We start from the raw sequence: 22,834 nt of genomic DNA, 5'->3' as shown, positions 1-22,834 counted from the left end.
GTACCTGATTCGATCTAGATCGTAGGAGCGGTGCGCTCGCGGCCGTGGACGGCGGCAACGGCCGTGACGAACATGTGGCGGAGAAAGCCCGCAAGATCATCGACGGGCTTCCCCCGACGCTCGAAGCCGCCGCGATCGTGGAGTTCGCCCACCCGATGAGGGCCGAGTCGCACGTCGACTTCAACCGGAAACACAAGATCTGCGGAGGGGCGGACGTCTCCTGCATCTATCTCCCGTCCTTCTTCGACTCCATCGCCGACGTCGCCTTCGATCTCGGCGAGGACGAATACGGCGCGGGCAGGTGACGGTTCCCGGCGTGAATGGCCGATGACCCTGCGGCGGTCTCAGCGGCGGGGGTTGGTACGGCGGGTCGCCACGGCGGACAGGGGGTCCTCGGGCCAGGGGTGCTTCGGATAGCGGCCGCGCAGTTCGGCGCGGACCGCGCGGTAGCCCTCCCGCCAGAACGAGGAGAGATCGCCGGTCACGGCGGCCGGACGGCCCGCGGGGGAGAGCAGGTGGACCACCAGGGGCACCCCGGCGACGCTCGGGGCCTCGTCCCAGCCGAACAGCTCCTGCAGCTTGGCGGCGAGAACCGGCCGCTCGCCGGAGTAGTCGATCCTGATCCGCGACCCGCTGGGCACCTCGATCCGCTCCGGGGCCACGTCCTCCAGCCGGGCGCTCCACGGCACCAGCCGGCGCAGGGCCGCGGCCACGTCGATGCGCTCCAGGTCGGAGCGGCGGCGGGCGCGGGACAGCTCGGGCTCCAGCCACAGCCCGGCGGCCTCGACGAGGGAGGCGTCGTCCACCGCGGGCCAGGGGTCGCCGAGCGCGCGGTGGCAGAAGGCCAGCCGCTCGCGCAGCGCCACGGCCTCGGGGGACCAGCTCAGGAGCGCCACGCCCTCGGTGTGCAGACCCTGCAGTACGGCGGGCGCGACGTCGGCGTCATGCAGGGGGCGGGAGGACAGCTCGACGGCCCCGAGGCGCTCGACCCGGCGGGCCGAGACGTCGCCCTGCCGCTGTCCCGGAGGGACCCGCCAGGCGATCTCGTCACCGGAGGCGTGCAGGGGCGCGGCGGCGAGCCTGGCGATCTCCTCGTCGATCACGACGGCCTGCCGGATCCGGGCGGTCGCCGCCCCGGAGGGCCGGTCCGCGACCGCGACCGCCAGCCACTGCGCCGTACCGAGCCGCGAGCCCCGTGACGTCTCGGCGGCGGTCCCCGAGACCATCAGATAGGCGCCGCCCCGCCTTCGGGCCACGCGTTCGGGATAGGCCAGCGCCACGACCGTCCCGGCCAGACGGTCGTCGTCCCACCGCCCGGCGGCGTGGCCGCCGCGGGGCGCGGCGCCGGCCGGGTCGTCGTCCCGTCCGGTCGCCGGGCCTTCAGGAGGTACGGCGTCGGCCGGGTCGTCGTCCCGTCCGGCCGCCGGGCCGCCGTGGGAGACGACTCTGGCCAGGCGTGCGGCCTCCTGCCGCCAGCGGGCGGAGAAGCCGTCGTCGCCGCGGCGGGCCGAGCGCCAGACCGCGACGAGGTCGTCGTCCGCGTCCCGGGGGAGCTGCTCGGACAGGAGCGCGACCACCTCGGCGGCCCGCGGGCCGACGTCGAGCAGCGCCCGGGCCAGCCGGGGGTGGACCCCGGCCGTGGCCATCCGCCGTCCCCGGTCGGTGACGACGGCGCCGGAGAGGTCCGGGCCGGCTGTGCCGTCGGGTCCTTCGGAAGCGCCGGGGAGATCGGCATCCGGGAGGGCCGGCCCGTCCGGCTTCCCGGAACCGTCGCCCGGCTTCCCGGAATCACCGTCCGGCCTCCGGGAACCGCCGTTTGGCCTCCCGGAGCCGGAGGCGTCGCGGGGGCGCAGGGCGCCGAGGGCGTGCAGGGTACGGCGGGCCGCGGCCATCGCGGCGGGCGGGGGCGGGTCGAGCAGCGCCAGGCCGGTGCCGTCGGGATCTCCCCAGCATGCTGCCTGCAGGGCGAAGCCGGTGAGGTCGGCCAGGGCGATCTCGGGCCGGGAGTACTCGGGGAGCCGCTCGTGCTCGGCCTGCGGCCAGCACCGGTAGACGACGCCCGGCGCCTCGCGGCCCGCCCGCCCGGCCCGCTGTTCGGCCGAGGCCCGGGAGGCGCGGACGGTGGTGAGGGAGCCGAGACCGCGGGCGTGGTCGGTACGCGGTTCACGGGCCAGGCCCGAGTCGACCACGACCCGGACGCCGGGCACGGTCAGGCTCGACTCGGCGACCGAGGTCGCGAGGATCACCCGCCGCGTCCGGCCGGGGGAGAGGACCGCGTCCTGGATGTGGGCCGGAGCCTGGCCGTGGACCTGGAGGACCTGGACCCCGCCCGTGTCACCGGGATGCCCTGGGCCGTCCACATGGCCGGGATGCCCTGGGTCGTCCACATGGCCGGGATGCCCTGGGCCGTTCGCGCCGGCTGGGCCGCTCGGGTGGCTCATGTCGGCGGTGCGGCCGGGGCCGGCGGTGCCGCTCGGGCCGTTCCTGCCGGTTGGGCCGCCGGAGGCCCTGTTCCGGCCGAGGTCAGGGTTTCCGCTGATTCCGGCGAGCATTCCGGCGACCCGGCCGATCTCGCCGACGCCCGGCAGGAAGCAGAGCACGTCCCCGGACTGCTCGGCCAGCGCCCGCCGTACGACGTCGGCGACGTGGGACAGGAAGGCGGGATCGACCCGGAGGCCGTGCGGGGGCGCCGTGGGCCGGGGCGGCGGCGCCCAGATCGCGGCGACGGGGTGCAGGGTCCCGGAGGCATGGATGATCGGGGCCATCCCGGTCAGGCCGGTGCCGGTGCCGAGCAGGCGGGCCCACGGGACCGCGTCGGCGGTGGCGGAGGTGGCGAGCAGCCGCAGGTCGGGGCGGAGAGCGGCGCGGACGTCGAGGAGGAAGGCGAGGGCGGTGTCGGCGTCCAGGTGGCGCTCGTGGCACTCGTCCAGCAGTACGGCGTCCACGCCGTCGAGTTCGGGATCGCGCTGGAGCCGCTGGAGGAGGACGCCGGTGGTGACGACCTCGACCACCGTGTCCGGCCCGGCCCTGCGCTCACCCCGGATCGAGAAGCCCACCTCCGCGCCCACGCGCGACTCCAGCAACCAGGCCATCCGCCGGGCCGCCGCACGCACCGCCATCCTGCGCGGCTCGGCCACGATCACCCGCCTGCGCGCCGTACCGTCCAGGAGCCCGGCGAGTGCGAGCGGGACCAGAGTGGTCTTCCCCGTCCCGGGAGGCGCGGTCAGCACGGCCACGCCGTACTCCTCCAGCGCCTCGGTCAACTCGGGAAGCACATGCCGGACGGGCAGCCCGGACCACTCGGAACGCACCCGACCAGTGTCCCCGACGTCACCCGCGAACCGGCCACGAGGGCTCACCGGCTGCCCGCCGTACCGGCGCCTGAGGGCGGCAGGGGGACGGGGAGCGGATCAGAGGCCGAGGTCGCCGGTGAGGTAACGCTGGAGGGTGGGGGCGACGGCGGTGGCCAGCTGGTCCGTGGTGAGGGCGGCCATCGGGTCCACGCGGAGCACATAGCGGGTGATCGCCACGCCGATCATCTGGCTGGCGGCGAGGATGGCGCGGGTCTCGGCGTCGTCGCCGGTCACGAGTTCGGCCAGCGGCCGCAGGACCTCGGCGACCATGAAGTCCTTGAGGATCCCCGCGGCGGCGGGGGAGGAGGCGGCGGCCTGCATGACGGCGTGCAGGCGGGGGCCGGTCACCGGGTCGTCCCAGATCGACAGGTAGCGGCGGATCAGGCGCTCTCCCAGGCCGTCCGGGGGACCGGCCCCGAACACGTCGCGCAGCCGCCGCAGGGGCATGCCCGGTCCCCGGATGGCCGCGTCGAACAGGCCGTCCTTGCTGCCGAAGAAGTGCATGACCAGAGCCGGGTCCACCCCGGCCGCCGTGGCCACGCCGCGGATCGTGGTCGCGGTGTATCCCTTCTCCTCGAACGCGGCCAGCGCGGCCTCCAGGATCGCCTCCCGCGTCTGGGGGGACTCACCGTTCCCGCGCCGCCTGCCGGGTCGTCGTGTCTCTTCCGTCACACCCCCTATTCAACCATGTTGAATTCGCCTATGTTGAATTCAACGCGGTTGAAGTCAACAGATGGTGAAAAAAATGAAGAAGATCATCGCACTTCTCGCGGCGGTGACGCTGGTGGGCATGCTGTTCTCCGCCTCCTTCGTCGGCGCCCTGCACAAGCCCGAGCCGCACGGGGTCCCCGTCGCGGTGGTCGGCGCCCCGGCGCAGCAGCTCCAGGCGGCGCTGGACCAGCGCAAGCCGGGGGCCTTCGCCCTGGAGGGCCATCCCTCCGAGCAGGCGGCACGGGAGGCCCTCCTCGGCCGCGACGTCGACGCGGTCCTGCTGGCCCAGGAGGGCAGACTGGTGGTCGCGAGCGCCGGTGGGCGCACGGCCTCGACGGTGATCACGCAGGTCTTCCAGGGCGCGGCCCAGGCCCAGGGGCGGTCGCTGACCGTGGAGGACGCGGTGCCGCTCCCGCCCGGTGACGCGGGAGGCATCTCCGGTCTGTTCTACGTCCTCAGCCTGGTCATCCCCGGGATCGCGCTGGCCGTGCTGCTGTCGAACGCCGTGCCCGGCCTCGGTCTCGCGGGACGCCTCGGCGTGCTGACGGCCGGTGCGCTGGCGGTCGGTACGGCGAACGCCTGGCTGGCCGACGTCGTGCTCGGGGCGCTGCCCGGCAGCTTCGGCGGGCTGGTGGCGATCTCGGCCGGGATCGTCCTCACCGTGAGCCTGGTCGCCGCCGGCCTGATGAAGGTCGTCGGCCCGGCGGGGGTGGGGCTCGCCGCCCTGCTGTTCATCCCGATCGGCCTGCCGGCGAGCGGCGGCCCGCTCGGCGCCCGGTTCGTCCCCGAGTGGTACGCCGCGATCGGCCGGTTCCTGCCCGTGGGCCCGGGCTCGGACGCCGTCACCAACGTCGTGCACTTCGGCGGCGCGGCGCTGCTCCGGCCGCTGGCCGTCCTGGGGGCGTGGGCCCTGGCGGGCCTGATCATGCTGGCCGTCCCCGCCCGCACCCCGGCGAGGCCGAGGGCCGTACCCGCCCCCGCCGCCCCCGTCGCCTGAGCCCGGAAACCCGCCGTCGCCTGAGCCCGGAAGCCGGGGGCCGGGCAACTGTCGGGATCCGGCAATCGCCCGGCCCGGCCGGAAACACGACGATCAGAGCGCTTCCCGAAGGAACGTTTCCCGGAAAGAGGAGATGGCCATGTACGGCGTGGAACTGCCCGCGACGGCCGTACTCGCGTACCTGGTCATCTCCGCGCTCACCGCCTTCGACGTCTTCTTCCCGGTCATCCCGGGAGAGGGCGCGCTGATGGCCGCCGGGGCGCTCACGGTCACCGGCGATCTGGAGATCCCCCTCGTCATCCTGGCGGGGGCCGCGGGAGCCCTCACCGGCGACCTCGCCTCCTACCACGCGGGCACCCGCCTGCGCGGCCTGACCGGCCCGCGGGGATCCGAACACGGTCGCGGCCCCGGGCACCCGGCGGGACGGATGACACGGACCGCGTCGGGAGCGGCGGCTGTGCCGGGGCGGATGCGGCGGGCCGTACCCGGGCTGGTGAACGGCTGGCCGGAGCGTTTCCACCGGCACGGCTCGCTGGTGCTGCTGGCCGCCCGGCTCGTGCCCGGCGGGCGCACCGCCGCCACCCTCGCGGCCGGGCGGCTGGCCTATCCCCGCCGCCGGTTCGCCCTCACCGAGCTGGCCGTCGACACGACATGGGCCACCGCCGCGACCCTCCTGGGCTTCCTGGGGGCCAGCGCCCTGCCCGCGGACCTCACCCCGGAACGGCTGCTGCTGATCGCCGAGGCGGTGCTCCTCGTCGTCTGCCTGACGGTGGGAGTCCGGCTGTGGCGGACCCGTCTGGCGCACGTGGACACCCTCCCCGTCGGGCAGGATGTAGATCGTGACGGAACCACCCGTACCGGCTGAAGCTTCCGACCCGCGTGACGACCCCGCCCCGCTCGGGGAGACGGTCGGCCTGCTCGTGCTCTCCGCCATTGCGATCATGCTGTTCGCCTGGCTGGTGGGGGAGACGGACGGGGAGGGGCCGGCCCCGCTCAAACTCGTGCTGTTCGGCCCGCTCGGGCTGGTCTTCTTCGAGGTCATGACCAACGAGGTCTGGTGGCGCCGCTGGTGGGGAGCGATCCCCGGCGCGGCCGCCGGCCTGGTCCTCTACTTCGAGGGCCGCGCCACGCTGGAGGACATCGTCGGAGCCTCCTGGGCCACCCCCGTCGCCTACGTCCTGGCGTGGGCGTGCTTCGGTGCGGTGTTCGCCCTGGCCAGCAGGGTCCCCCTGGGGCGCAGGACCTCCAGCGCCTGACGGGCCGTCATCCCCCTGCCGGGGGACGGGGAGTCGGTGAGCGGGAGGACGACCGCCCCCGGGGCGCGTGACAGGATGGTCCGAAAACCCGCCTGACGTGCGGAGATCTCGCATGATGTGCGCGGTCGCCGACGCCCTCGACCGCTGGACTCGCCGATGCCCTTCGACCGCCGGACCCTCCGATGACACCGCCGGACTCGCCGATGCCCTTCGACCGCCGGATCCGCCGATGACACCGCCGGAGCCCCGTCTGCCGCTGCTCACCAGGGCGCTGACCGGTCCGCCCGGCCGGTGGCTGCTCCCGCTCGGCGCGCTCACCGGTCTGCTCCTGCTGTACAGCGTCAGCGCCCCGGGCGGATACTTCGGGCCGGCTCTGCTGGGCGGGGTCCTGGCGCTGACACTGGCCGTCATCTGGATCCCCCGGTTCGTGGTGGGGCTGGCCCGCGCGGACGGCCGTCCGGGGCTGCGCCGGCACTGGGCGCGCTGGGCGGCGGTACCGCTCATGGCGGCCGTGGTCGCCGGACTCGGTTCCGCGGGCGTTCCCCAGGACGTCCGGTTCGCGCTCTCCAGGGCGAGCCTGGAACAGGCGGCGCAGGCGGTGAGCACCGGGGCCGAGCCCGAGGGCGGCAGCCGTCGGATCGGGCTGTTCTCCGTCTCGTCGGTCGTCAAGACCGGCGGCGGCGTGAGCTTCGGGTTGCCGGACACCGGCTTCCTCGACACCCACGGCTTCGCCTGGTTCCCCGCCGGCGCCCCTCCGGAGGAGCCTGAGACGTCCTACGAGCACCTGGAAGGCCCCTGGTACGAATGGCGGCGAACGTGGTGAGGCTGCGGAGAGCGCTGGGCCGCCCGGGCGTCTGGGTCGCCGTCTGCGCCGTGACGATCGTGGCGCTGGTGATGTTCCCGGCCGCCGCGCTCTGGCCGCTGGTCGCCGCGGCCGCGCCGGCCGCGATGTTCGCGGCCGTGGTGACCGCCTACGAGCAGGCCGCCGCGTTCCGGGCCAGGTATCCGGAGTACGGCGGGGGCACGGGGGATCGCGAGGGTACGGCGCGCCCCGGGCATCCGGAGCGCGCCGACGGCGACACTCCCGGGGCGGGTGAGTCCTGAGGTCGGAAGCGGGTATGGCGGTGCGCGGCGGGCCGGGTGCTGCCCACCCGGCCGGCCACGGACGCGCCTCACGGGTGGGCGGCACCCGGTCCACCGGAGACCCACCCCACCCGGCACGCGCCGCCGTACCCGCCCCTGCGACCCCAGGGCCCACTCGTCTAAGCGGACGGGTCGAGAACCCCGAAGCTCACCAGCGCGATGATGACGATGCCGAGGATGATGCGATAGATCACGAAGCCGGTGAAGCGGTGGGTGCTGATGTACCTCAGGAACCAGGCCACCGCCGCGTAGCCGACCGCGAAGGAGATCAGCGTGGCCAGGATCGTCGGTCCCCAGTCGGGGGCCTGGCCCTCGCCGATCTCGAACAGCTCCAGTACGCCGGCGCCCAGCACGGCGGGGATGGCCAGCAGGAAGGAGTACTTGGCGGCCTCCTCGCGGCGGTAGTCGAGCAGCAGGCCCGCGGTGATCGTGCCGCCCGACCGGGAGACGCCGGGGATCAGGGCGAGAGACTGCGCCAGGCCGTACAGGATGGCGTGGGTGAAGCTGAGGTGCTTCTCCAGTGTGAGCTTGTTGCGGGCGGTGTGGTCGGCGAGCCAGAGGATCAGACCGAAGACGATCAGCGTGGTTCCGATCAGCCGCAGGTCACGGAAGACCGTCTCGATGCTGTCCTTGAAGAGCAGGCCGAGGATGAGGATCGGGATCGTTCCCACGATCACGTACCAGCCCATCCTGGCGGCGTGGTGGGAGCGGAGCTCCGGCGTCCACAACGCCCGGGTCCAGGTGGAGATGATCTCCCAGATCTCCTTGCGGAAATAGATCAGCACCGCCGTCTCGGTGCCGAGCTGGATCACCGCGGTGAACGCGGCGCCCGGGTCCTCCCAGCCGAACAGGGCCGACACGACTCTGATGTGGGCGCTGGAGGAGATGGGGAGGAACTCGGTGAGTCCCTGGATGACCCCGAGGACCACCGCTTCGAACCAGCCGATCAACGTGGATGCCTTCCGTCCAGCGCGTGCGTGACCTCCGAGAGGTTAGCGGAGGGAGGTGAAGGCTGTGACTCGACCTTTCGGTTGATATGCCGGAGAGCGGGCCATCGGCCGGTGCGGGGTGTCGGCGGTGCGGCGCCGGCCCGTCAGCGCGGGGTGTCGGCGGTGCGGCGCCGGCCCGTCAGCGCGGGGTGTCGGTGGTACGGCTCCGGCCCGTCAGCCCGTCAGCCCGTCAGCCCGTCAGCCTGGGGGCTCCGCGGCCGCGGTCAAGTGGCCCCCATTCGGGACATCCCTGGTCGTCGACGAGCTCGCTCGCCTCTTTCATCACCGCGTCGTCGACGACGGCCACCACCTCGTCGTACTCGATGAGCGGCTCGTTGTCGGGGCCGCGGCCCACCTCCTCCCCGTGCAGCACCCACGCCTTGACCCCGGGCCCGCGGTCACGCCGCAGGTGCGAGTAGTCGTGCAGCCGCCGGGCGGCCCACAACCGCACCGGGCGCTCGCCCCACCAAGCCTCGATGTCCAGAGGGCTGGCGGACAGGCCGGGCAGTTCGGCTCCGGTGAGGGAGTCCCGGCTGCCACCGTGCTCGCCGTTGCCGTTCAGGTCCTTGGACCACCGGATGAACAGTCCCCGCCGCCTGCCGAGCAGCGTGGTGAGCTCCGACAGGCTGGTGACGACGGACGGCTCCGAGGCCATGACGTCACCATCTCCCTCCCATTGGTGGTGAGCTGCCGATTCCCCTGCGGAGGCGGCTCACACGCGTTGGCACCGCCGGTGGCCGGCGGGAACCCGGCTGCTTCCCACGCGGACAGGCCGGGACCGCCGGAAGGCGATCCCGGCTCCGTCCATGAGAGGCCGGATCCCGGACCTACTGGTTGCCCTCGGCGGCGGAGATGTCGGCCAGGGCCGAGTCGGGGTCGCGCTCCATCGCGAGGTCGCCGATGCTCACGATGCCCACGGCCTTGTTGTTCTCGACCACCGGCATCCGGCGTACGGCCCTGGAACGCATCAGCTGGACGACCTGCTCCAGGCTGGTGTCGGGCCCGACGGTCACGAGGTCGTCGCTGCACGCGTCCTGGACCGGAGTGTCGGGTCCCTTGTCCTCGGCCACGATGCGGACGGCGATGTCGCGGTCGGTCACGATCCCGCTGATCACCCCGTCGTTGGTGATGATGACCGCCCCGGTGTCCTCGCTGCTCATGATCCGGGCCGCGACGGACACGGGCTGCCCGGCGTCGATGGTCGCGGGATTGGCCGTCATCACATCGGCCACCGTCTTGCTCATGAGATCCCCCTTCGCGCTTGTGTGAGGACTCATACCCCACTTAAAGCGGACAAAAAGCTATATATCTCCGGATGTGGTCAGTGGTCAGGCGGGGTGCGGGGGCTGCTGGTCGGGCGGTACGCCGCCCCCCTTGCCTCCGCCCCGGTGCCCCTTGTCGGTGCCGTGTGGGCGGCCGGCGCTCCGGCCCTTGCTGGAGCGCGACTGGGAAATGCCGGTGTTGTCCTTGTCGGAGGTGCCTCCCCGTTCGGATCGCCGGAGTTCTGGCTGCTGCGGCTCAGGCATGACGCTCTCCTTCAGTCCTGTTTCGTGTGAGACAGGACGGTTCCCCGGAGAGGACCGGACGAATCCAAGCTTGGGTGACTTACGGTATTAAATAGGACATTAAACGGGGCGCCGGGGGGCATCGGCCGACTATGACGATGCCAGAGGAAAGCCGCCCCAAGACCGATGACAACGACCCGCTTCTGCAGTCGGCCGCCGAAGGGGCCCAGGACGGTGACGAGGCCTCCGACGAGGACGACAATCTCGAAGACCTCCAATGACCGTGCACGGCCGCCACTGACTGTGCACGGCCGCGACGGCTCCGGATGGCCGGCGCGGCCGTACCCGGACACGAGTACGGCCGCGCCCGTCCGGGCGCGGCCGTATCTCGGCGGTCGCTATCGAGTGATCTTGACGTCGTCCACTCCGGCCTCGACCAGCGAGGCGCCGGAGGCGTCGGCGGCCTGGATCAGGATGCGGACGGTCTGCCCGGCGTAGGAGGACAGGTTCGCCGTGGCCGTCGCCCAGGCGCCGTTGCGGTTGGTCGCCGCACCCAGCTGCTGGAACACCTGTGTGGTGCCCGCGGAGGTGACGACGCTGACGCGGAAGTAGTCGGCGCTGGAGGAGTTCGACCCGTGCGCCAGGTACCACGACAGCGACAGGTTCAGCGTTCCGCCCGTCGGCAGGGTGATCTCCGGTGACCGGACGCTGGTGACGCCGCCGTCGATGTCGTAGTCACCCGCCGAGGCTCCCGCCAGACGTCCGGTGACCAGGTCGTTGCTCCCGCTGACCGTGGTGCCCAGCTGCTTGGCGCCGCTGGAGGTGGTGGCCGCCGGGTCGCCGCGCTCCCACGCGCCGGTCGTGGCGGTGTCGGTGCCGCCCGGGTTGACCGTCCAGCCGTTGTCCGCCTCGAAGGTGTCCTGCCAGACGACCACCGGCGGGGTCGCGGTCGCGATCGTCCACACCGCGTAGGCGATGGCGTCGGCGTTGCGGTCCAGCGCGGTGTCGTTGATGTTGGCGGTCGTGTCGCAGGAGCGGTGGTAGCAGCGGTCGAACGCCTGCCCCGCCGTACCGCCCCAGAGCGAGGCCTGGGCGCTGGACTTGATGCCCTCGGCGCCGGTGAACGTGCCGCCCGCCGGGATGCCGACGGCGATGAACGGGCCGTAGTCGGAGCGGCCGTCGAAGTCCGTGCCCCGGGTGGGTACGCCGATCGAGGTGAAGTAGTCCTGGAGGGTGCGCTCCAGCTGGGCGGAGCCCGCCGGGCCGGGGCCCGAGCCCGTGCCGTCGGAGTTGTCGCCGTCGTAGACGAAGTAGCCGGGGTTGGGCGAGCCCACCATGTCGAAGTTCAGATAGCCCTTGATCCTCGACCGCTCGGCGGCGGGCAGGTTGTTGACGTAGAACTGCGAGCCGCGCAGGCCCAGCTCCTCGGCGCCCCACCAGGCGAAGCGCAGGCGCTTGGCCGGGGTGAGGTTCTGGCGGGCGACCTCCAGGGCGGTCTCCAGGATGGCGGCGCTGCCGGAGCCGTTGTCGTTGATGCCCGGCCCGGCGGTCACGCTGTCGAGGTGCGCGCCGACCATGAGGACGTCGTTCGGGTCACCCGCCCGGGTCCACTCGGCGATGACGTTGTAGCCGGTCGCGCCGTTGTAGGTGAAGGACTGGAGCGTGGTGGTGAACCCTGCCGCGTCCAGTCTGCCCTTGACGTAGTTGGCCGAGGCGAGATAGCCGGGGCGGCCGTGGGCGCGGTTGCCGCCGTTGGCGTTCGCGATCGTCTGGAACTCGTTCAGATGTGCCTTGACGGCGGCCAGGGAGATGTCGGGCGCCGCCGCGGCGGTGGCGGTCGCGGGTGCGGTGAACGCCAGGGGAAGGGCCAGGATCACTGCCGTTCCGATGGCCCGGAGAGTGCGCATGGGGTGCTCCTCGGGTTTGAGGTGGGGGGTCCCCCGAGCGGCGCGCACCCCGGTCGGGGCGCGCGCCGTACATCGTGGTGCGCGTGAGCGGCGACCCTGCCGGGTCACGCTCGGTTCAGGCCGTCTCTGGCCCTGCTTGCCTCACTCGAGCCTGCCTCACTCGAGCTCGTCTTACTTGGCCGCCTCACCGTGGGAGTGGGAGTGCCCGGCGGAGGAGGTGGTCGCGGACTTCGCCAGGGCGGCGGCGTTGCGGTCGGGGATGTCGGACAGGTCGAAGGAGAAGAACGACGAGGTGTAGGCGACTGCCTTGGAGTTGCGCTCCAGGGCGGCGTCACTGATGTTGGTGATCGTGTCGCACTCGGAGTGGTAGCACGGGTCGAAGGCGATGCCCGCGGTGCCGCCGAACTTGGCGGCCTGCTCGGGCGTCTTGATGCCCTCGGCGCCGGTGAAGATGCCGCCGGACGGGATGCCGTTGGCGATGAACGGGCCGTAGTCGGAGCGGCCGTCGAAGTCGGTGCCCTCGAAGGGCAGGCTGCGCTTGGTGTAGAAGTTCTCCAGGCGCTTCTCGATCTCGGCGGAGCCGGCCGGGCCGGGGCCCGCGCCCTCTGCGTCGGAGTCGTCACCGTCGTAGAGGAACGTGGCGTCGTTGGGCGAGGCCACCATGTCGAAGTTCAGGTAGAGACGGATCTTGTCCTTCTCGGCCTGGGAGAGACCGGCCACGTACTGCTCGGAGCCGAGCAGGCCCAGCTCCTCGGCGCCCCAGAAGCCGAAGCGGAGCTTGTACTTGGTGGGCACGTAGGCCATCTTCAGCGCGGTCTCCAGGATGGCGGCGCTGCCGGAGCCGTTGTCGTTGATGCCGGGACCCTCGGGGACGCTGTCCAGGTGGGCGCCGACCATCACGATCTCACCGCTCTTGCCCCAGCGGGAGTCGGCGATGAGGTTCTTGGTGTGGCCGAGCGTGGTCGTGGCGTCGACCTTCAGGTGCACGGTCGCGTCCGGGGTGGAGGCCAGGTCCGAGCCGACGGCGAAGCTGGCGAACACGATCGGGAAGCCGAAGCGCCACTCCCGGATGTCGAAGGTGAACGGGTCGGTACGGCCCGGCTGGCCCTCGTTGAAGAAGATGACGCCGGACGCGCCCGCCGCCTTGGCGTTGGTGGCCTTGTCGATGAACGGGCAGGTGCCGCGCTGGATCAGCGCGATCCGGCCGGCGACGAACCCGTTGAAGTCCTCGGGCTCGCAGCCCGCCGTGGAGCTGGGGGTCGGCGTCGGCGGGAGGACCGGGTCGACCACCTGGATCTGCGCGGTGACGTCACCGGAGCTGGAGGGCTGCACCGTCACGAAGTCGGTGGTGGGGGTGTAGGTCTTGGCCGGGGCCGACGTCCGCTCCAGGACCGGGGCGCTGTTCTCCGTCCAGCCGGTCACGAACTCCACGTCGGTGGTGGAGGTCCGGTAGCCGGCCTTGCGGAGCTTGTCCTGCACGTATGCCAGCGAGGCGTCGTACCCGGAGGTGCCCGCCGCGCGGTTGCCGCCGTTGGCGGTGGCGATCTCCTGGAACTTGTTCAGGTGCTTCTTGACGTTCTTGCCCTTGACCTGGTGGGCGATGGCGTTGGCCAGCACATCCGGGACGTCGACCCCGGACGACGCGTTCGCCGCGGGGGTGAAGGCAAGGGGAAGGGCGAGAGCCGTGGCGAGGGTGAGGCCTCGGACCAAGCCGTGTCGGAATCTCAGGCGCATAACGCTCCTCGGGAGACTGTATGGGGGGTCCCATTCCGTACTAGAGCGGAACGTACCGTGATCAATCACCTTCGACTAGAGCTGTTGACGCCGAGTTGCAAAAAGTTATGAAGCATGAGTTGACCGTGACGTGGCAGGCGCGGAGGCCCGACCCTGACAGGGTTTTCTCAGGGACGCTGAGGGAACGTGGTGCTCTCCGGCACTCGTTTTACCGGGTGAGAAACGACAACGATCCGGGAGATGCAAAGTGCACCGTTCGAGAAACCACAAGATAATCGCCGGCGTCTGCGGCGGGATCGCGGAGAGCCTCGGCTGGTCGCCCACGGTCGTCCGGGTGCTGTGGCTGCTGCTCTCACTGATTCCGGGACCCCTGTGGGTCGCCTACGTCCTGATGTGGATCATCATCCCCAAGGCGCCCGCGGCCCGCTACTGAAAATAAGCTGGGGGCATGAGGCAACGCCCCCTGTCCCTGCTCCAGGACGATCTGGTCGACTACGAGAAGGCCATGGAGCGGATGACCGACCTGGTCGGCGAACGGCAGCGTGACGAGCGGCCGGACACCCTCTGGCTGCTCAGTCATCCGCAGGTCTACACCGTCGGCAGGCGCACGCTGGAGCAGCACCTGCCCGACCCGTCCCACGGCATCCCCGTCGTGAGCACGGGCCGGGGCGGGCAGCTCACCTACCACGGCCCCGGCCAGCTCGTCGGCTACCTGATCGTCAAGCTCGGCGAGGGCGAGGGGATCGTCGACTACGTGCGCGAGGTCGAGCTCCGGCTCGTCCGCGCGCTGCGGGAACTGGGCGTCCCGGCCGAGCGGCGGGACACCCCGCCCGGCTCGGAACTGCTCACCGGCGTGTGGACGAGCGGGACCGGCCGAAAGATCGTCTCCATCGGCATGCGCCAGAGCCGGGGCGTCACCAGCCACGGGTTCGCCCTCAACGTCGACGGCGACCTGACCCCGTGGGACTGGGCGGTGCCCTGCGGCATGCCGGATGTGGACATGACCTCGCTCGTCCGCGAGACCTCCGGCATCCCGATGGACCGGGTCCGGGCCGCGGTCGCGGAGGCCTTCGAGGCGAGCTGACCCTCGGAGGGAGACGACCCCCGAGGCGAGCCGACCTGGCGAACCGCGGTCGTACGGCGGGCGCCCATGGCCGGGCGCCCGCCGTGCGACCGCTGAGCCGTGCGACCGCTGAGCCGTGCGACCGCTGAGCCGTGCGATCAGCCGACCGGCTCGGTCTCGTCGGTGGGGATGTCGTCGATCGTGCGGCGCGGTCCGGTGAACCAGTGCCGGGCCGACAGCGCCCACCACAGTCCCACGCCGATCACCATCACGCCGACCACGATGGGCGCGTAGTTCACCGCGGTCCAGGTGAAGTCCTCGCTGAACGGCACGGCCTCCGGGACCAGCGGCATGATGAAGTAGATCGACACGACGACGATCTCGATGACGGCGATCCAGCACATCACCTTGTACTTCGATCCCAGCGTCCACGGGCCGGGCACGAAGCTGTCGCCCATCCGCAGCCGGAGCCAGATCGGGATCGCGAAGGCGATGTAGAGGCCGATGACCGCGACCGAGACCACCGCGTAGAACGCCAGCGGCAGCCCGTTCGGGGCCTCGTAGAGCGCGGGCAGGGTGAGGATCAGCGCCAGCACGCAGCCGAAGATGATCGCGTTGACCGGCGTGCGGTTCCGGTCGACCTTCGACCACAGCCGCCAGCCGGGGATGGCCCCGTCCCGGGCGAAGGCGTAGGTCATCCGGGACATCGAGGTCACGCAGCTCATCCCGCAGAAGAACTGGCCGATGGTGGAGATCGCGAAGATCGCCGTGGCCAGGTTGCCGGGGAGCGCGGACTCGAAGATGGCCCCCACGAAACCGCCGGCCTCGTTGACCGCCTCCACGTCGGTGGCCGCGAACAGGAAGGCCAGCAGCAGGATCCAGCCGCCGATCGCCGAGTAGAAGATCGACTGCCACAGGCCGCGGGCGGCGGCCGTGGAGGCGCCCTGCGTCTCCTCCGACACGTGCGCGCACGCGTCGAAGCCGGTGATCGTGTACTGGGTCAGCAGGAAGCCCAGCGGCAGCACGTAGAACCAGTAGGAGGAGTCGGAGAAGCCGGAGTTGTTGATCGTCTCGGTGAACACGAACGACAGCGACTGGTGCGAGTCCGGGCCGAAGATCAGGATGAGCACGACGACGGCCGCGCCGAACACGTGCCAGTAGACGGAGACGTTCTGCAGCACCGAGATCAGCCGGTGGCTGAAGATGTTGATCAGAGCGTGCAGGACCAGGATGACCGCGAACAGCAGGAACGTGTTCAGGAGAGAGATCTCGAACCCGGAGACGAACCGGTTGATCGTGATGTTCATGAACGTCGCGCAGCCGTAGTCGACCGAGGCGGTGACCGCGATCAGGCCGATGAGGTTGAACCACCCGGTGAACCAGCCGTGGATCGGCCTGCCCATCTTCGCGGCCCACCAGTAGATGCCTCCCGCGGTGGGGTAGGCCGACACCAGCTCGGACATGCACAGGCCGATGATCAGGATGAAGATCGAGATCAGCGGCCAGCCCCACGAGATGGCGATCGGGCCGCCGTTGTTCCAGGCCTGGCCGAAGGTGGTGAAGCAGCCGGCCAGGATGGAGATGATCGAGAAGGAGATGGCGAAGTTGGAGAAGCCGCTCCAGGTGCGGGAGAGCTCCTGTTTGTAGCCGAGTTCAGCCAGGCGCCTGGCGTCCTCGTCCTGCGGGCTTGGCTTGGTCACTCAAGCCTCCTTGCGTGGTGCGGGGGGTGGGAAAGCCGGGGCGCAGGCCCCGGACGTCATCGATCAGCCGCCCGAATCCCGGGTCTTCCAGGTCCCGTACGGCCTGCGCGAACTTGTCGGCCGCCTCGGCGTCGTAGTCGAAGCCGGCGGCGGCCGCCTGCTCCCTCAGCAGTCCGTGGTGGACCGAGAACCAGAGGGTCCAGGTGAGGTTCGACATGATGAGGTTGAGCCTGACCCTGGCCGCCAGTCGTGGGCTGTCCTCGCCGAAATAGGCGCGGGCCAGTTGGCAGGTGAGGTCGGGGTGATAGTCCGCCTCGGCCGCGATGTCGCCCAGCTCGAAGGCCGGGTCGTTGTTCCCGGACAGCTGGTAGTCGACGATCCTGACCTCGTCGCCGCAGCGGATGAAGTTCTCCGGCAGCAGGTCGTTGTGGCAGGGCGCGGAGGGGAGCGGATCGGCCTCCAATGCGCGCTCGATCTCCGCGACGGCCGGCAGCCGGTCCTCGTATCCGGCGGGGGTCCGCAGGCCGTGGGCGCGGCACAGGGCGAGGAACTCCTCCAGCTTCCTGAAGATCGAGAAGTCGTTGACGAAGCGCGGCCCCGCGTGCAGCCGCCGGCAGGCCGCCGCCACCGGGCCCGGCAGGGCCCGTACGGCGTGCGCGTCCAGGGTCGTGCCCTCCAGATACTCCAGCAGCAGGGCGCCGGGCATCCGGTGCAGGACCCGGGGGCCGATCCCGGCCTCGGCCGCCCGCAGGGTGTTGGCGATCTCCTGGTCGAGGGGGATGCCGAGCCCGGCCGCGGAGACGCGCGGGTCGAGCACGCGCAGCAGCCAGCGCCGCCCGTCGGCGGCGTCCACCCGCGCGATGCGGTGACTGAGCCCACCCTTGATCGGCGTCTCGGTGACGGGCTGTCCTGCCCATTCCCGGACGGCGGCGAGAGCGTCTGGCATGCCGGACTCCTTTGGCCTACCTTCAGACCATTGATCCGATTCTGCGGACGAGTCGTTACAGAGGGGTTCCCACCTTGAAACTTCCTGATTCCGCGCGGGCCGTCGTGATCGGCGGCGGGGTGGCCGGTTGCAGCGTCGCCTACCACCTGGCGAGGCTCGGATGGAGACAGGTGGTCCTGGTCGAGCAGCACGAGCTCACCGAGGGCACCACCTGGCACTCGGCCGGGTTCGTGGGCCAGCTCCGCTCGACCGTCACCCAGACCAAGATGATCATGTACTCCGCCGGGCTCTACCCCGAGCTGGCCGAGCTCACCGGTCTCGACCCGGGCTGGCGGGGGGTGGGCGGCCTCCGGCTGGCGACCACGCCCGAGCGGGTGGAGGAGTCGCTGCGCCTGGCCGGGGCCGCCGAGACCTACGGGCTGGGGCTGGAGGTGCTCTCCGGCGCGCAGACGGCGCAGATGCTGCCGCTGCTGGAGACCGCGGACGTGCGGGCGGCGCTCTGGCTGCCCGGCGACGGCTGGCTCGACCCGGCGCTGCTGGCCAGGGCGCTGGCGGCCGGAGCCGAGAAGCTGGGCGTGCGGATCTTCACCGGGACCCGCGTGACCGGCCTCGACGTGGTGGACGGGCGGATCGCGGGGGTACGGCTGGCGGTCGCCGGCGAACGGCCGGGAGGGGGGCACGGGGCGCTCGCGGAGGCGGAGGAGCAGGTGATCGAGGCCGACGTCGTCGTCATCGCCGCCGGGGCCGCCAGCGGGCGGGTCGGGCGGCTGGCCGGGGTGGACGTCCCGGTCGTGCCGATCAAGCACCAGTACGTCGTCACCGAGCCGTTCGGGGTCCCCTCCTCCGCACCCACGGTCCGGGACCCCGACAACATCGTCTACTTCCGGGAGGAGGGCGGCGGGATCCTCGTCGGCGGGTACATCCGCACGCCCGAGATCTGGGACGCCTCCGCGCCGCTGGCCGAGCCCCGGACGCTCTTCCCCGCCGACATGCCGAAGTTCCGGGAGTCGTGGGACTCGGCGACCCGGCGGGTCCCGGCGCTGGGCCGTACGGAGATCGTGAAGGTCGTGCACGGGCCCGAGGCGTTCACCCCGGACGGGGAGTTCCTGCTCGGCGAGACCCCGGTGCGCGGCCTGTGGGCGGCGGCCGGGTTCTGCGTGCACGGACTGGCCGCGGCGGGCGGCGTGGGCAAGGTCATGGCCGAGTGGATCGTGGACGGCTCCCCCGAGTACGACGTCTTCGGCATGGACCTGCGCCGCTTCGGCGGACACGCCCGCTCCGCCTCCTGGGCCCGGGCCAAGGCGCTGGACTCCTACTCGAAGTACTACGACATCGTCTATCCGGGGGAGGAGCGCACCGCCGCCCGGCCGCTGCGCCGCTCTCCCGCCTGGATGCGGCACGTGGAACTGGAGGCCGCCTTCGGGGAGAAGGCGGGCTGGGAGCGGGTCAACTGGTTCGAGTCCAACGCCACGGCGGACAGCGGGACGGCGGACGGAGCGGGGCCGGAAGAGGCCGGGGCCGGTGCGCGCCGGGCCGCGGCGGGCGGTTCCGCGCGGGGGTCCCGGCCGCGGGGATGGGCCGGGCGGATCTGGTCGCCCGCCGTACGCGCCGAGTGCCTGGCCACCCGCGATGCGGCCGGGCTGTTCGACCAGACCTCCTTCGCCAAGCTGGAGGTCTCCGGGCCCCAGGCCCTCGCGCGGCTCCAGCGGGCCTGCGCGGCGCAGCTCGACCGGCCCGCCGGCTCGGTCGTCTACACCCAGCTGCTGAACGCGCGCGGCGGCGTCGAGGCCGACCTGACCGTCACCCGCCTGGCCGGCGACCGCTTCCGCCTGGTCACCGGGACCGCCTTCGGCGTCCACGACGCCGCCTGGCTGCGCGGCCACGGCCTGGAGGTGCGCGACGTCACCTCGGCGTACGCCTGCTACTGCCTGTGGGGACCGCGCGCGCTGGACATCCTCGGCTCGCTCTCGCCCGACGAGCTGACCTTCGGCTACATGAGGGCACGGGAGATCAGCGCCGGGAACGTCCCGGTGCTGGCCCAGCGGGTCACCTTCGTCGGTGAGTTCGGCTGGGAGCTGTACTGCCCCGCGGAGTACGGGCTCACCTTGTGGGACGCGCTCATGGAGGCGGGCGCGCCGTACGGCATGCGCCCGGCCGGGTACCGGGCGATCGACTCGATGCGCCTGGAGAAGGGCTACCGCGTCTGGGGATCGGACATCACCCCGGAGACCACCCCGCTGGAGGCGGGCCTGGGCTTCGCGGTGGCCCGGGACAAGGACTTCCTCGGCCGGGACGCGCTCGCCGAGCCCGTCCGGCGGCTGTGCTGCCTGGTCCTCGACGACCCAGCCGAGGTCTGCCTGGGCGGCGAGCCGGTCCGGCTGAACGGCGAGCCCGCCTCCCGCGTGACGAGCGGCGGGTACGGCCACCGCGTGGACCGCTCGATCGCCTACGCCTACCTCCCGGCCGGCACCGCCCCTGGCACCCGCGTCCAGGTCGGGGTGACCGGCACCTGGGCCGACGCCGTCGTAGCGGCGGAACCGCTCTACGACCCGGCCTCGGAGCGGGTCAGGAGACTCCCCGCCTGACCGGTCCGCACATCTTCTGGCCGCATGTGTTATTTTTTGGCCATGCGGTCAGAAAATGAGGCAGACGGCCAGAAAAAACGGTCGTTCATCGAGACGGCCCGCCGGGCCCAGATCGTCGCGTGCGCGATCGAGGTGATCGCCGAGGTCGGCTACGCGCAGACGTCGCTGGCGCTGATCGCGAAGCGGGCCGGGATCAGCAAGGGGGTGATCTCCTACCACTTCAAGGGCAAGGACGAGCTGATCCAGCAGGTGGTCGACGAGGCGTTCACCTCCGGAGACGCCTTCGTCCGCTCGCGGATCGAGGGGCAGATGACGGCGGCCGCCATGCTCAGGGCCTACATCGAGGCGACGGTCGAGTTCTACCGGACCCACCGGGCGCACATGACCGTCCTGCTCGACATCTGGTCGGCCTTCCGCCACGAGGACGGCAGGCCGAAGCTCGACACGACCGCCAACGAGCCGGAGATGGCCGCCGTCGAGGAGATCCTGCGGTTCGGGCAGCTCGCCGGGGAGTTCCGGGAGTTCTCCACCCGCGTGATGGCGGTCACGCTCAAGCAGGCCGTCGACGGCGTGCTCACCCAGATGGCCGCCTACCCGGACCTCGACTTCGACGCCTACACCCGCGAGCTGGTCACGACCTTCGACCTCGCCACCCGGAAGGAGCGGTGATGACCGCACACCCCACCCCCGGCCACACGGCCCGCCCCGGCGGCTCGGCCTCTCCCGGGAATCTCGGCCCCGGTGCGGCGAGCGGGTCCCCAGGCTCTCCCGGGTCCCCCGGGTCCTCCGGGGCGGACGGAGCCGGAGGGCTCAGCCTGCGGCCGCCGCGGCATCCGGTGGACCGCCGGGCCGTGGGCTGGTGGACGGGACAGGCACTGGTGATCGTCGCCCCGCCCGTGCTGGTCCTGCTCCTGCTCGCCCTGCTGATCCCGCCCGCCCGCTTCTGGCTCCTGCTCCCGGCGCTGGTCATCGCCGTGCCCGGCCTGGTCTACACGCTGGTGATGCCGCGGTGGCGCTATCGGGTGCACCGCTGGGAGACCACGGACGACGCGGTCTACGCGGCCTCCGGATGGATCTGGCAGAAGTGGCGGGTCGCGCCGATGTCCCGGATCCAGACCGTGGACATGATCAGGGGGCCGATCCAGCAGATGTTCGGCCTGGCCGGGGTGACCGTGACCACCGCCTCGGCGGCCGGCGCCATCAAGATCAACGGTCTCGACCGCGCCCTCGCCGACGACCTCGTCGAACGCCTCACCGCCCGCACCCAGGCCACCCCGGGAGACGCCACGTGAACGGCCCCGCCGCCCGCACCCCGACCACTCCGGAGAGCCGTACGGGCGGGAACGGCGAGGCCGGCGCGCCGTGGTCGAGGCTCGACCCGGGGCTGTTCCGGCTCGGCCTGGCGCGGTCGCTGGGACCGATGGCGCCGATCGCGGTCACCGCGCTCGTCGCCCGTGAACGGCTCAACCTCCAGACGCTCATCACGCTCGGCGGGATCCTCGCCACCCTCTTCGTGATCATGGTGATCGGCCTGGTCCGCTACGTCACCACCCGCTACCGGGTCACCGCCGAGCGGGTGGAGCTCCGCTCCGGGCTGGTCGTCCGGCGGCACCGTTCGGTCCCGCGCGACCGGGTGCGCAGCGTCGACCTCACGGCCGACCCGCTCCGGCGGATCTTCGGCCTGGCCACGGTGCGGATCGGCACCGGGCAGAACGACGAGGAGAAGGGGCTCGTTCTCGACGGGATCTCCCGCCGGGACGCGCGCCTGCTGCGGACGGCGCTGCTGGGCCGTGCGGCTCCGGCCGACTCCGTCATCACGGAACTGCGCCCCGCGTGGGTCGGCTACGCGCTGCTGAGCAGCTGGTCGCTGCTCATCGGTCTGGCCCCGTTCGGTGTGTTCTTCCGGGTCCTGGACGCCGTCGGGGTCAGCCCCGCCGAGGTCGGCTCCCTGGGTGAGCTGTGGGAGAGCGTCACCGAGACCCATCCGGCCGTGGTCGTCGCCGTCGCCGTTGCGATCGTGCTGGCCATCGGCCTGACCGGCACCCTCCTGCTCTACGTGGAGGCGTGGTGGAACTTCCGGCTGACCCGCGAGCCCGACCGCACGTTCTCGATCCGGCGGGGCCTGCTGACCACGAGGTCCGTGGCGCTGGAGGAACGGCGGCTGCACGGGGTCGAGATGGCCGAGCCGCTGCCGCTGCGCTGGGGTCGCGGAGCCCGGGTGAAGGCGGTCGCCACCGGGCTCGCCGAGGACGAGTCGGTCGTCCTGCTGCCGCCCGCCCCGCGCGCCGAGGCCCACCGGGTGGCCGCCGCCGTACTCGCCGGGCACGTCCCGGCGGAGTCCGTCGCGTCCACCACTCCGGCCGGGTCCGCCGTACTCGCCGGGTACGCTCCGCCCGCCCCGGCGTCGCCCATCCTCGCGCCGCTGGCCGTGCACCCCCGCGCGGCTCTCCGCAGGCGGGTCTCCAGGGCGATCTGGCCGCCGGTGGCCGTCGCCGTCCTCTTCGCCGGGCTCGCCGCCTGGCTGAGCTGGGTTCCCGGCTCGCTGTGGGTGGCGGGCGCGCTCATGCTCCCGATCACGCTGCTCCTGGCGTTCGACGCCTACCGGAACCTGGGCCACGGCCTGCACGGGCCCTATTTTGTCACCCGGTACGGCACCGCCCGGCGCAGGACCGTGGCGCTGCGCCGTACCGGGATCATCGGCTGGACGATCAGCCGCTCGCCCTTCCAGCGCAGGGCGGGCCTGCTGACCCTGGGGGCGACGACGGCGGCCGGCAGCGGGATCTACAAGGTGAGGGACGTCTCCGTCGCCGGAGGGCTGGCCTTCGCCGAGGAGTCAGTCCCGGGGCTGCTGGCGCCGTTCGTCCGCTGAGGCGGTTCACCTCCTTCGGATACATACCCCCCCGGGGTTGCCAAACCCGTTCGCGTGTGGCATCTTGGAGGCGTCG

Annotated in this window: 23 protein-coding genes; 13 read left to right on the top strand and 10 right to left on the bottom strand. The window is 72.0% G+C overall.

All coding sequences use genetic code 11. From position 1 onward, the window contains the following. Positions 1 to 44: 44 nt before the first annotated feature. Positions 45 to 305 carry a hypothetical protein gene (locus tag Pta02_RS24970; RefSeq protein WP_203877355.1) on the top strand — a complete coding sequence of 87 codons (261 nt, stop codon included), beginning with the start codon at positions 45 to 47 and terminating at the stop codon, positions 303 to 305. A gap of 39 nt (positions 306 to 344) precedes the next feature. Here the strand turns inward: Pta02_RS24970 and Pta02_RS24965 are convergent, their stop codons facing one another. Together Pta02_RS24965 and Pta02_RS24955 are read right to left on the bottom strand one after the other, a co-directional pair. Continuing rightward, positions 345 to 3,311, bottom strand: coding sequence for an ATP-dependent RNA helicase (locus Pta02_RS24965; RefSeq protein ID WP_239131211.1), 2,967 nt, complete (start codon positions 3,309 to 3,311; stop codon positions 345 to 347). 99 nt (positions 3,312 to 3,410) lie between these two features. Further along, positions 3,411 to 4,025 (bottom strand): TetR/AcrR family transcriptional regulator, encoded by a 615-nt coding sequence (locus tag Pta02_RS24955; RefSeq protein ID WP_203877354.1) that lies wholly within the window; start codon positions 4,023 to 4,025, stop codon positions 3,411 to 3,413. 73 nt (positions 4,026 to 4,098) lie between these two features. On the opposite strand from Pta02_RS24955, the gene Pta02_RS24950 reads away from it, so the two are divergent. The 5 genes from Pta02_RS24950 (at position 4,099) to Pta02_RS24930 (ending at position 7,421) form a co-directional block, all read left to right on the top strand. Continuing rightward, positions 4,099 to 5,061, top strand: a complete 963-nt coding sequence (locus Pta02_RS24950; RefSeq protein WP_203877353.1) for a hypothetical protein — start codon at positions 4,099 to 4,101, stop codon at positions 5,059 to 5,061. Positions 5,062 to 5,200: 139 nt separating this feature from the next. Further along, the gene (locus Pta02_RS24945) at positions 5,201 to 5,926 is read left to right on the top strand and encodes a DedA family protein (RefSeq protein WP_203877352.1); all 726 of its coding nucleotides are present in this window, start codon (positions 5,201 to 5,203) and stop codon (positions 5,924 to 5,926) included. Continuing rightward, positions 5,901 to 6,317, top strand: a complete 417-nt coding sequence (locus tag Pta02_RS24940; RefSeq protein ID WP_203877351.1) for a hypothetical protein — start codon at positions 5,901 to 5,903, stop codon at positions 6,315 to 6,317. The genes Pta02_RS24945 and Pta02_RS24940 overlap by 26 nt, the downstream gene beginning before the upstream one ends. A gap of 229 nt (positions 6,318 to 6,546) precedes the next feature. After that, positions 6,547 to 7,140 (top strand): hypothetical protein, encoded by a 594-nt coding sequence (locus tag Pta02_RS24935; RefSeq protein WP_203877350.1) that lies wholly within the window; start codon positions 6,547 to 6,549, stop codon positions 7,138 to 7,140. Then, entirely contained in the window at positions 7,137 to 7,421 is a 285-nt protein-coding gene (locus Pta02_RS24930; RefSeq protein ID WP_203877349.1) for a hypothetical protein, read from the top strand. Before Pta02_RS24935 ends, Pta02_RS24930 begins: the two co-directional genes overlap by 4 nt. A 158-nt stretch (positions 7,422 to 7,579) precedes the next feature. Here the strand turns inward: Pta02_RS24930 and Pta02_RS24925 are convergent, their stop codons facing one another. From Pta02_RS24925 to Pta02_RS24910, 4 genes are all read right to left on the bottom strand, one after another. Further along, on the bottom strand, positions 7,580 to 8,410 hold the full coding sequence (locus Pta02_RS24925; RefSeq protein ID WP_203877348.1) for an undecaprenyl-diphosphate phosphatase: 831 nt from the start codon (positions 8,408 to 8,410) through the stop codon (positions 7,580 to 7,582). Between the two features lie 229 nt (positions 8,411 to 8,639). Then, positions 8,640 to 9,104, bottom strand: coding sequence for a DUF6098 family protein (locus Pta02_RS24920; RefSeq protein WP_203877347.1), 465 nt, complete (start codon positions 9,102 to 9,104; stop codon positions 8,640 to 8,642). 172 nt (positions 9,105 to 9,276) lie between these two features. Beyond that, a complete protein-coding gene (locus tag Pta02_RS24915; RefSeq protein ID WP_203877346.1) occupies positions 9,277 to 9,693 on the bottom strand; it encodes a CBS domain-containing protein in 417 nt (138 codons plus the stop codon). Between the two features lie 84 nt (positions 9,694 to 9,777). Further along, positions 9,778 to 9,975: a hypothetical protein gene (locus Pta02_RS24910; RefSeq protein ID WP_203877345.1), complete on the bottom strand. Its 198-nt coding sequence runs from the start codon at positions 9,973 to 9,975 to the stop codon at positions 9,778 to 9,780. Between the two features lie 137 nt (positions 9,976 to 10,112). Between Pta02_RS24910 and Pta02_RS42010 the strand changes: the two genes are divergently transcribed. After that, entirely contained in the window at positions 10,113 to 10,235 is a 123-nt protein-coding gene (locus tag Pta02_RS42010) for a hypothetical protein (RefSeq protein WP_275423609.1), read from the top strand. Positions 10,236 to 10,352: 117 nt separating this feature from the next. Here the strand turns inward: Pta02_RS42010 and Pta02_RS24905 are convergent, their stop codons facing one another. Beyond that, on the bottom strand, positions 10,353 to 11,861 hold the full coding sequence (locus Pta02_RS24905; RefSeq protein ID WP_203877344.1) for a M28 family peptidase: 1,509 nt from the start codon (positions 11,859 to 11,861) through the stop codon (positions 10,353 to 10,355). Between the two features lie 171 nt (positions 11,862 to 12,032). After that, positions 12,033 to 13,571, bottom strand: coding sequence for a M28 family peptidase (locus tag Pta02_RS24900; RefSeq protein WP_239131210.1), 1,539 nt, complete (start codon positions 13,569 to 13,571; stop codon positions 12,033 to 12,035). Positions 13,572 to 13,842: 271 nt separating this feature from the next. Here Pta02_RS24900 and Pta02_RS24895 point away from each other — a divergent pair, with 271 nt between their 5' ends. Both Pta02_RS24895 and lipB read left to right on the top strand, forming a co-directional pair. After that, positions 13,843 to 14,028, top strand: coding sequence for a PspC domain-containing protein (locus tag Pta02_RS24895; RefSeq protein WP_203877342.1), 186 nt, complete (start codon positions 13,843 to 13,845; stop codon positions 14,026 to 14,028). A gap of 15 nt (positions 14,029 to 14,043) precedes the next feature. Then, the gene (gene lipB / locus Pta02_RS24890) at positions 14,044 to 14,679 is read left to right on the top strand and encodes a lipoyl(octanoyl) transferase LipB (protein ID WP_203877341.1); all 636 of its coding nucleotides are present in this window, start codon (positions 14,044 to 14,046) and stop codon (positions 14,677 to 14,679) included. Between the two features lie 137 nt (positions 14,680 to 14,816). Here lipB and Pta02_RS24885 read toward each other — a convergent pair whose 3' ends face one another. Together Pta02_RS24885 and Pta02_RS24880 are read right to left on the bottom strand one after the other, a co-directional pair. Next, positions 14,817 to 16,358 carry an amino acid permease gene (locus Pta02_RS24885; RefSeq protein ID WP_203877340.1) on the bottom strand — a complete coding sequence of 514 codons (1,542 nt, stop codon included), beginning with the start codon at positions 16,356 to 16,358 and terminating at the stop codon, positions 14,817 to 14,819. Then, positions 16,312 to 17,304, bottom strand: a complete 993-nt coding sequence (locus Pta02_RS24880; RefSeq protein ID WP_203877339.1) for a phosphotransferase — start codon at positions 17,302 to 17,304, stop codon at positions 16,312 to 16,314. The genes Pta02_RS24885 and Pta02_RS24880 overlap by 47 nt, the downstream gene beginning before the upstream one ends. 74 nt (positions 17,305 to 17,378) lie before the next feature. On the opposite strand from Pta02_RS24880, the gene Pta02_RS24875 reads away from it, so the two are divergent. The 4 genes from Pta02_RS24875 to Pta02_RS24860 are packed head-to-tail and all read left to right on the top strand — an operon-like array spanning position 17,379 to position 22,758. Beyond that, positions 17,379 to 19,889 (top strand): GcvT family protein, encoded by a 2,511-nt coding sequence (locus Pta02_RS24875; RefSeq protein WP_203877338.1) that lies wholly within the window; start codon positions 17,379 to 17,381, stop codon positions 19,887 to 19,889. Between the two features lie 42 nt (positions 19,890 to 19,931). Then, positions 19,932 to 20,558, top strand: a complete 627-nt coding sequence (locus Pta02_RS24870) for a TetR/AcrR family transcriptional regulator (RefSeq protein ID WP_203877337.1) — start codon at positions 19,932 to 19,934, stop codon at positions 20,556 to 20,558. Continuing rightward, entirely contained in the window at positions 20,558 to 21,181 is a 624-nt protein-coding gene (locus tag Pta02_RS24865) for a PH domain-containing protein (RefSeq protein ID WP_203877336.1), read from the top strand. The genes Pta02_RS24870 and Pta02_RS24865 overlap by 1 nt, the downstream gene beginning before the upstream one ends. Next, positions 21,178 to 22,758: a PH domain-containing protein gene (locus Pta02_RS24860; protein WP_203877335.1), complete on the top strand. Its 1,581-nt coding sequence runs from the start codon at positions 21,178 to 21,180 to the stop codon at positions 22,756 to 22,758. The genes Pta02_RS24865 and Pta02_RS24860 overlap by 4 nt, the downstream gene beginning before the upstream one ends. Positions 22,759 to 22,834: the final 76 nt, after the last annotated feature.

Origin of the sequence: Paraplanobispora takensis (assembly GCF_016863195.1) — a bacterium.
Taxonomy (GTDB): Bacteria; Actinomycetota; Actinomycetes; order Streptosporangiales; family Streptosporangiaceae; genus Planobispora; species Planobispora takensis.
This window is presented reverse-complemented; position numbering and strand designations above follow the sequence as displayed.